The organism is Salmonella sp. K21076 (genome assembly GCF_039650795.1).
Taxonomy (GTDB): domain Bacteria; phylum Pseudomonadota; class Gammaproteobacteria; order Enterobacterales; family Enterobacteriaceae; genus Salmonella; species Salmonella enterica.
The window spans coordinates 386,387-393,006 of record NZ_JBCLYA010000047.1 but is presented as its reverse complement, the minus strand read 5'-3'; the positions used below and the strand labels follow the sequence as shown (position 1 = coordinate 393,006).

The 6,620-nt window shown below is 53.3% G+C and carries 7 protein-coding genes, 2 pseudogenes and 1 other annotated feature; of the genes and pseudogenes, 8 read left to right on the top strand and 1 reads right to left on the bottom strand.

Features of this window, described 5'->3' with window-relative positions; genetic code table 11:
• Together AAYN39_RS16745 and AAYN39_RS16740 are read left to right on the top strand one after the other, a co-directional pair.
• Positions 1-91 (top strand): annotated as a pseudogene (locus tag AAYN39_RS16745) (hypothetical protein); the annotation flags it as partial.
• 121 nt (positions 92-212) lie between these two features.
• Positions 213-1,439, top strand: a complete 1,227-nt coding sequence (locus AAYN39_RS16740; RefSeq protein ID WP_000809957.1) for a DUF3748 domain-containing protein — start codon at positions 213-215, stop codon at positions 1,437-1,439.
• Position 1,440: 1 nt separating this feature from the next.
• Here AAYN39_RS16740 and AAYN39_RS16735 read toward each other — a convergent pair whose 3' ends face one another.
• Positions 1,441-1,773 (bottom strand): YceK/YidQ family lipoprotein, encoded by a 333-nt coding sequence (locus tag AAYN39_RS16735; protein WP_001675643.1) that lies wholly within the window; start codon positions 1,771-1,773, stop codon positions 1,441-1,443.
• A gap of 242 nt (positions 1,774-2,015) precedes the next feature.
• Positions 2,016-2,089 (top strand) — a sequence feature (ROSE (Repression Of Heat Shock gene Expression) occurs in the 5'-region of heat shock genes and acts as an RNA thermometer to modulate expression.).
• Between AAYN39_RS16735 and ibpA the strand changes: the two genes are divergently transcribed.
• The 6 genes and pseudogenes from ibpA to AAYN39_RS16705 all read left to right on the top strand — a co-directional run bounded on the left by ibpA (position 2,083) and on the right by AAYN39_RS16705 (position 6,558).
• Complete coding sequence (gene ibpA, locus AAYN39_RS16730; protein WP_001532742.1) at positions 2,083-2,496, top strand: small heat shock chaperone IbpA; 414 nt, start codon at positions 2,083-2,085, stop codon at positions 2,494-2,496. (Overlaps the previous feature by 7 nt.)
• 109 nt (positions 2,497-2,605) lie before the next feature.
• Positions 2,606-3,034: a small heat shock chaperone IbpB gene (ibpB, locus tag AAYN39_RS16725; RefSeq protein ID WP_001766501.1), complete on the top strand. Its 429-nt coding sequence runs from the start codon at positions 2,606-2,608 to the stop codon at positions 3,032-3,034.
• 193 nt (positions 3,035-3,227) lie between these two features.
• Entirely contained in the window at positions 3,228-4,889 is a 1,662-nt protein-coding gene (locus AAYN39_RS16720; RefSeq protein ID WP_001279783.1) for a putative transporter, read from the top strand.
• A 442-nt stretch (positions 4,890-5,331) separates the two neighbouring features.
• Positions 5,332-5,679, top strand: a pseudogene (locus AAYN39_RS16715) (YidH family protein).
• On the top strand, positions 5,669-6,031 hold the full coding sequence (locus tag AAYN39_RS16710) for a DUF202 domain-containing protein (RefSeq protein WP_001113457.1): 363 nt from the start codon (positions 5,669-5,671) through the stop codon (positions 6,029-6,031). The pseudogene AAYN39_RS16715 and the gene AAYN39_RS16710 overlap by 11 nt, the downstream one beginning before the upstream one ends.
• Positions 6,028-6,558 carry a radical SAM protein gene (locus tag AAYN39_RS16705; RefSeq protein WP_000147843.1) on the top strand — a complete coding sequence of 177 codons (531 nt, stop codon included), beginning with the start codon at positions 6,028-6,030 and terminating at the stop codon, positions 6,556-6,558. The genes AAYN39_RS16710 and AAYN39_RS16705 overlap by 4 nt, the downstream gene beginning before the upstream one ends.
• Positions 6,559-6,620 lie beyond the last annotated feature (62 nt).

Below are 6,620 nucleotides of genomic sequence, written 5' to 3'. Positions count from 1 at the left end.
GGCCTGGGAGATGATGCTGAAGCTGCTGCCGGCGGGTGACGCCCGGCGGGCGGTGATAGAGCGCAGTATCCGGCTGGCGCAGGAGAAATAAGACCCTGACGGCCCGGTGGCGTGGCGCCATCGGGCCTGGCTATCCCAACGATACGCTAAAGCCTGAAAGTGAAGCCCGTGTGCAGTATGATGACGAGCATCGTCTCTTATCAGGACATCCCATGAAACAAATCACCTTTACGCCGCGCCATCACCAGCTTACCAACACCAATACCTGGACACCTGACAGCCAGTGGCTGGTCTTTGATGTGCGGCCTTCAGGCGCGTCATTTACGGGCAAGACTATTGAGCGTGTCAATGTGCATACCGGCGACGTGGAGGTGATTTATCGCGCCGTGCAGGGCGCGCATGTCGGTGTGGTGACGGTGCATCCTGCCGACAATTACTATGTGTTTATTCATGGCCCTGAAAACCCTGATGAGACGTGGCATTACGATTTCCACCACCGTCGGGGCGTTATTGCAACGCCGGGGGGCGTGACTAACCTCGATGCGATGGATATTACTGCGCCGTATACTCCCGGCGCGCTGCGCGGCGGCAGCCACGTCCATGTATTTAGCCCGAACGGCGAGCTGGTGAGTTTTACCTATAATGACCACGTTCTGCATGAGTGCGATCCGGCGCTGGATCTGCGTAATGTCGGCGTGGCCGCGCCGTATGGGCCGGTAACGGTGCCAGTTCAGCATCCGCGCGAATACAGCGGTAGCCACTGGTGCGTACTGGTTAGCCGCACGACGCCTGCGCCGAGACCTGGCAGCGATGACATTAACCGCGCCTATGAAGAGGGCTGGGTGGGCAACCGCCAGATCGCCTTTATTGGCGATACGCTGTCGCTGACGGGCCAAAAAGTCCCGGAGTTGTTTATTGTCGATTTACCGTGTCATGAAAACGGCTGGAAACAGGCAGGCGACACGCCGCTGACGGGAACCGAATCAACAATGCCATCGCCGCCGTTGGGCGTAGTTCAGCGGCGTCTTACCTTTACTCACCAGCGTGTTTATCCTGGACTCACTAACGAACCACGCCACTGGGTACGCAGTAATCCGCAGGCGACGGCGATCGCCTTTTTGATGCGGGACGATAACGGCGTAGCGCAACTGTGGCTGATATCGCCTCAGGGAGGCGAGCCCCGGCAGTTAACGCATCATGCGACCGGCGTACAGTCAGCGTTTAACTGGCATCCGTCGGGTAAATGGCTGGGACTGGTGCTGGAAAATCGGATTGCCTGCTGCGACGCACAAAGTGGGAAGATCGACTTCTTAACCGCCAGGCACGACAACCCGCCGTCTGCGGACGCCGTCGTTTTTTCACCGGATGGGCGACACGTCGCATGGATGGAAGAGGTGAAAGGTTTCCGTCAGCTATGGGTGACGGAAACCGGGCGATAAATCAGGGAGGAGGCATCTTCGCCGGGGGGATGACGGCATTGGTCATTTTCGTCTCCTCCTCGCTTTTCTCGACGCGCGATCTTACCGAACTGTCTTTGCGGAAGATGTCCCACGGCAGAAGGATCGTATCCATCACGGCGGTAAACGGCATATCCAGGATGGCCAACGATTTGGTGCCCCAGTTTGTCTCATCGTTACCGATCATCGTAGCGCTGGCGCGCGTGCCAGGATAAGTACCCTCTTTACCGCCGGTGTGCGACATGACGCTTGAACAACCGCCTAATAAAAGCATCCCATTCCATATTATCAGCGTTAACCACACGTTTTTTATCATCACTCATTCATCTGTTGGTTGTCGTTATTTGCATGATGAGTTATAGCGATCCGTTGCTAAAAATAACATCACCAGTACGTGGCACTGTGGCGGTAATCGCACTTTAACAATCAGTGCTGTCCCAACCAGTCTATGCAATAGCCAATAAACTGCAAAAAAAAGTCGGATTAAAATACTTGAAAAGTACGTATTCAGACCCATTTATAAGACGTAGTGAATAGAAGGGCACGCCTGATGGGTGTTCTGGCAATCCTGGCCTGTCCATGATGGAAGGTCTGACATTCTCGCTGATTTCAGGAGTTTATGATTATGCGTAACTTTGATTTATCCCCGCTGTACCGTTCTGCCATTGGTTTTGATCGTCTGTTTAACCTGCTTGAAAATAACCAAAGCCAAAGTAATGGCGGCTACCCTCCGTACAACGTTGAGCTGGTAGACGAAAACCACTACCGCATCGCCATTGCCGTTGCCGGTTTCGCGGAAAGCGAACTGGAGATTACTGCCCAGGATAATTTACTGGTGGTAAAAGGCGCTCATGCGGACGAGCAGAAAGAACGTACTTACCTGTATCAGGGCATTGCCGAGCGTAACTTTGAGCGTAAGTTCCAGTTAGCGGAGAACATTCACGTTCGTGGCGCAAACCTGGTCAACGGGCTGCTGTATATCGAACTGGAGCGCGTGATTCCGGAAGCGAACAAACCGCGCCGTATCGAAATTAACTGATTCCGTCGGGTCGCGTTGCGCGGCCTGTCATCCCATGCTCGCCGTCAGGGAGCATATTCGCACGTAAAGTGTGAAGGTAAAAACTCGCTTCTTAGAAGGAGAAATGATTATGCGTAACTACGATTTATCCCCACTGTTGCGTCAATGGATCGGTTTTGACAAGCTGGCCAATGCGCTGCAAAACAGCGGCGAAAGCCAGAGCTTCCCGCCCTATAACATCGAAAAAAGCGACGATAACCATTATCGCATTACCTTAGCGTTAGCCGGTTTCCGTCAGGAAGATCTGGATATTCAACTGGAAGGCACGCGCCTGACGGTGAAAGGCACGCCGGAACAGCCGGAAAACGAGCCCAAATGGTTACATCAGGGCCTGGTCATGCAGCCTTTTAGCCTGAGCTTTACGCTGGCTGAAAATATGGAAGTTTCCGGCGCGACGTTTACCAACGGCCTGCTGTATATTGATTTAACCCGTAACGAGCCGGAAACCATTCCGCCGCAGCGTATCGCCATTAACGAACGCTCCGCATTAAATAGCTAATAAGCTCCTTGCCTTGCCCCGCCAGAGATGGCGGGGCTTTTTTGTGCCACGAAAAAGGGTAAGACGTTGCCGAAGTCAGGACGTCTGTGCGGTTTTGTAATATGAGAATGTGCGCCATGCTGTATATATGCCTTAACGGTTCAGTCATAATCCCTATAAATTGAAATGTTACTCACAGGGAAGAGAAGATGAGATGAGTGATATCGCATTGACGGTCAGCGTTCTGGCGTTGGTGGCGGTTGTCGGTTTATGGATCGGCAACATTAAAGTGCGCGGTGTCGGCTTTGGTATTGGCGGTGTGTTGTTCGGCGGTATTATCGTCGGCCACTTCGTCGATCAGGCTGGGGTGACGCTGAGCGGCGATATGCTGCACTTTATCCAGGAGTTCGGCCTGATCCTTTTTGTTTATACCATCGGCATACAGGTGGGGCCGGGGTTTTTCGCCTCGCTGCGCGTTTCCGGGCTACGTCTGAATCTGTTTGCCGTTCTGATTGTGATTATGGGCGGGTTGGTCACCGCGATTCTGCATAAAATTTTCGCTATTCCGCTGCCGGTAGTGCTGGGGATTTTCTCCGGCGCAGTCACCAATACGCCTGCGTTAGGGGCGGGTCAGCAAATCCTGCGCGATCTGGGAACGCCAGTGGATCTGGTAGATCAGATGGGGATGAGCTATGCGATGGCGTATCCGTTTGGCATCTGCGGTATTTTGCTCACCATGTGGCTGATGCGGCTGATTTTTCGCGTTAACGTCGAGGCGGAGGCGCAGAAGCACGAATCCTCTCTCGCTAACGGCCATTCATTAATTCAGACAATGAATATCCGTGTCGAGAATCCGAACCTCAATAATATGGCTATCCAGGATGTGCCGATCCTGAACAGCGATAAAATCATTTGCTCACGCCTGAAACGCGATGACACGCTGATGGTGCCGTCGCCGGGGACGATTATCCAGGCAGGCGACCTGCTGCACCTCGTCGGCCAACCTACCGACCTGCATAACGCGCAACTGGTGATCGGTAAGGAAGTGGACACCTCGTTGTCGACGCGCGGCACGGATTTACGTGTCGAGCGTGTGGTCATCACCAACGAAAAAGTGCTCGGCAAACGTATCCGCGATTTGCACTTTAAAGAGCGTTATGACGTGGTTATCTCCCGCCTTAACCGCGCGGGCGTTGAGCTGGTCGCCAGCAGCGACGCTAGCCTGCAGTTTGGCGACATTCTCAATCTGGTGGGGCGTCCTGCCTCGATTGATGCGGTAGCCAATGTGGTCGGCAACGCGCAGCAAAAACTCCAGCAGGTGCAGATGCTGCCGGTGTTTATCGGCATCGGATTAGGGGTTCTGCTTGGGTCAATCCCGTTGTTTGTGCCGGGATTCCCGGTCGCGTTAAAACTGGGGCTGGCCGGCGGGCCGTTGATCATGGCGCTAATTTTGGGGCGTATCGGCAGCATCGGTAAGCTGTACTGGTTTATGCCGCCGAGCGCCAACCTCGCGCTGCGTGAATTAGGCATCGTTTTGTTTCTGGCGGTCGTTGGACTGAAATCCGGCGGCGATTTTGTCGATACGCTGACACAGGGCGAAGGATTAAGCTGGATTGGCTACGGTATTTTCATCACCGCTATTCCGCTGATTACCGTCGGTTTGCTGGCGCGAATTTTTGCCAAAATGAACTACCTGACGCTGTGCGGGATGCTGGCCGGTTCGATGACCGATCCGCCAGCGCTGGCATTTGCCAACAATCTTCATGCCACCAGCGGCGCGGCGGCGCTCTCTTACGCGACCGTCTATCCGTTAGTGATGTTCCTGCGTATTATCACGCCACAACTGCTGGCGGTGATTTTTTGGGGAATGGGTTAGCGCCTGATGGCGCGTTGCTTATCCGGCCTATGCACTGTGTTAAATCCAGGCTGGATAACGCGCGCCGCACCGGTCACACTTCTGCTCTTCTTCTTATCTCTTTCCTCAATGAACGTGCTAATCAGCGTAATGGCAACGAGCATAATTCCAATTTTTTCAGTTAGTTATCAATCTTCATCGCCTTTTTTTTCGTCGCAACGGGTAGTTTTTCAGCTTTTAATTCGGCAATAATGCCTTTCCTGGCGGTGGCGCTGAAAAAGGTCGCAACTGAAATGAAAAATAGCGGCAATGAGCGCGGTTGCGCCGAAACACGTCACCAGTGAACTACAGTTATTTTGCAATAAGATTCCCTTGCTGCGGGATAATGTGAAGCATATCAGCAACAACGTGAGTGGTATTCTGAAAACGAACGGGAATACATAAGAACGTAAAAGGAGTCGTCATGAAGATTTCCCGCCTCGGAGAAGCGCCGGATTATCGCTTCTCACTGGCAAATGAGCGCACCTTTCTGGCGTAGATTCGCACCTCGCTGGGATTTCTGGCGGCAGGCGTCGGTCTTGATCAGCTCGCCCCGGATTTTGCCACGCCGGTGATCCGTGAACTGCTGGCGCTACTGTTGTGTCTGTTTGCGGGCGGCCTGGCGATTTATGGCTATCTACGCTGGTTACGTAATGAAAAAGCGATGCGCCTGAAAGAGGATTTGCCTTATACCCATAGCCTGTTGATCATCAGCGTTATTTTGATGATTGTCGCGGTGATAGTGATGAGGCTGGTACTGTATGCCGGATAGTCGTAAAGCCCGTCGGCAGAACGATCCGGGACTGCAACCGGAGCGTACGTCGCTGGCCTGGTTTCGCACGCTGCTGGGATACGGGGCGTTAATGGCGTTAGCCGTCAGGCACTACTGGCATCAGGCGGGGTTCTTGTTCTGGGTGTCAATCAGCGTTCTGGCGATAGTGGCGGTGATTCTTTGGCGTTATACCCTGAGTCGTAATTTGATGGATGTCGCGCATAGCGATTTTTCCGAAACTCATGTCATGCGTGACAAATTTTTGATCTCCCTCGCGGTGTTGTCGCTCGCAATCCTGTTTGCTGTTACCCATATTCGCCAACTTATTGCATTTATCGGGGATTTTATATGACAGGACGTCAGGACATTGTCGTGAGTAATGACCAGATTCAGGTCGTCGTAAATCGCCAGAATAGCCAGCGCCCTCAGCAACTGTACCGTAACTTACAACGGCTCGGCATTCGCAATGTCCATTTTATCCCATTGTTGGAACATGACCGGAACGGAATGTTGACCGAGGATTCATTGTGTTCAGCAGACTGGGGGCGGTTTTTAAATAGCGTATTTGATATTTGGGTACGTGAAGATATTCAGCGTATCTCGGTCCGCCTTTTTGATGAGACGCTACAGCAGTGGTGCGGCGGCAGGAATGGCGCTAAAACGCCGGACAAGGCGCCGCTAAGCGCTGAATGTCAGAAGTGCTCTTTATTACGATTTTGCGGCGGCGGATGCCCTGAGCATCGGGATAGCCAGGGGAAAAATCAGCTTTGCGAGGGCTACCAGACCTTTTTTAACTACTCCTCGCCGCATATGCGGGTGATGCGGGATTTACTGAAACAGCATCGCTCGCCGGAGGAGTTGATGGCGATGCTGCGTTAACGTCACAGGCCTGATAAGCGTAGCGCCATCAGGCGATGGCGTGCCGGATGGCGCTGCCGTCT

Excerpts from the sequence above, each read along its gene's own strand:
- AAYN39_RS16740 (WP_000809957.1), top strand. The coding sequence starts at position 213 with ATGAAACAAATCACCTTTACGCCGCGCCATCACCAGCTTACCAACACC.
- ibpB (WP_001766501.1), top strand. The coding sequence starts at position 2,606 with ATGCGTAACTACGATTTATCCCCACTGTTGCGTCAATGGATCGGTTTT.
- AAYN39_RS16720 (WP_001279783.1), top strand. The coding sequence starts at position 3,228 with ATGAGTGATATCGCATTGACGGTCAGCGTTCTGGCGTTGGTGGCGGTT.
- AAYN39_RS16705 (WP_000147843.1), top strand. The coding sequence starts at position 6,028 with ATGACAGGACGTCAGGACATTGTCGTGAGTAATGACCAGATTCAGGTC.
- ibpA (WP_001532742.1), top strand. The coding sequence starts at position 2,083 with ATGCGTAACTTTGATTTATCCCCGCTGTACCGTTCTGCCATTGGTTTT.
- AAYN39_RS16710 (WP_001113457.1), top strand. The coding sequence starts at position 5,669 with ATGCCGGATAGTCGTAAAGCCCGTCGGCAGAACGATCCGGGACTGCAA.
- AAYN39_RS16735 (WP_001675643.1), bottom strand. The coding sequence starts at position 1,773 with ATGATAAAAAACGTGTGGTTAACGCTGATAATATGGAATGGGATGCTT.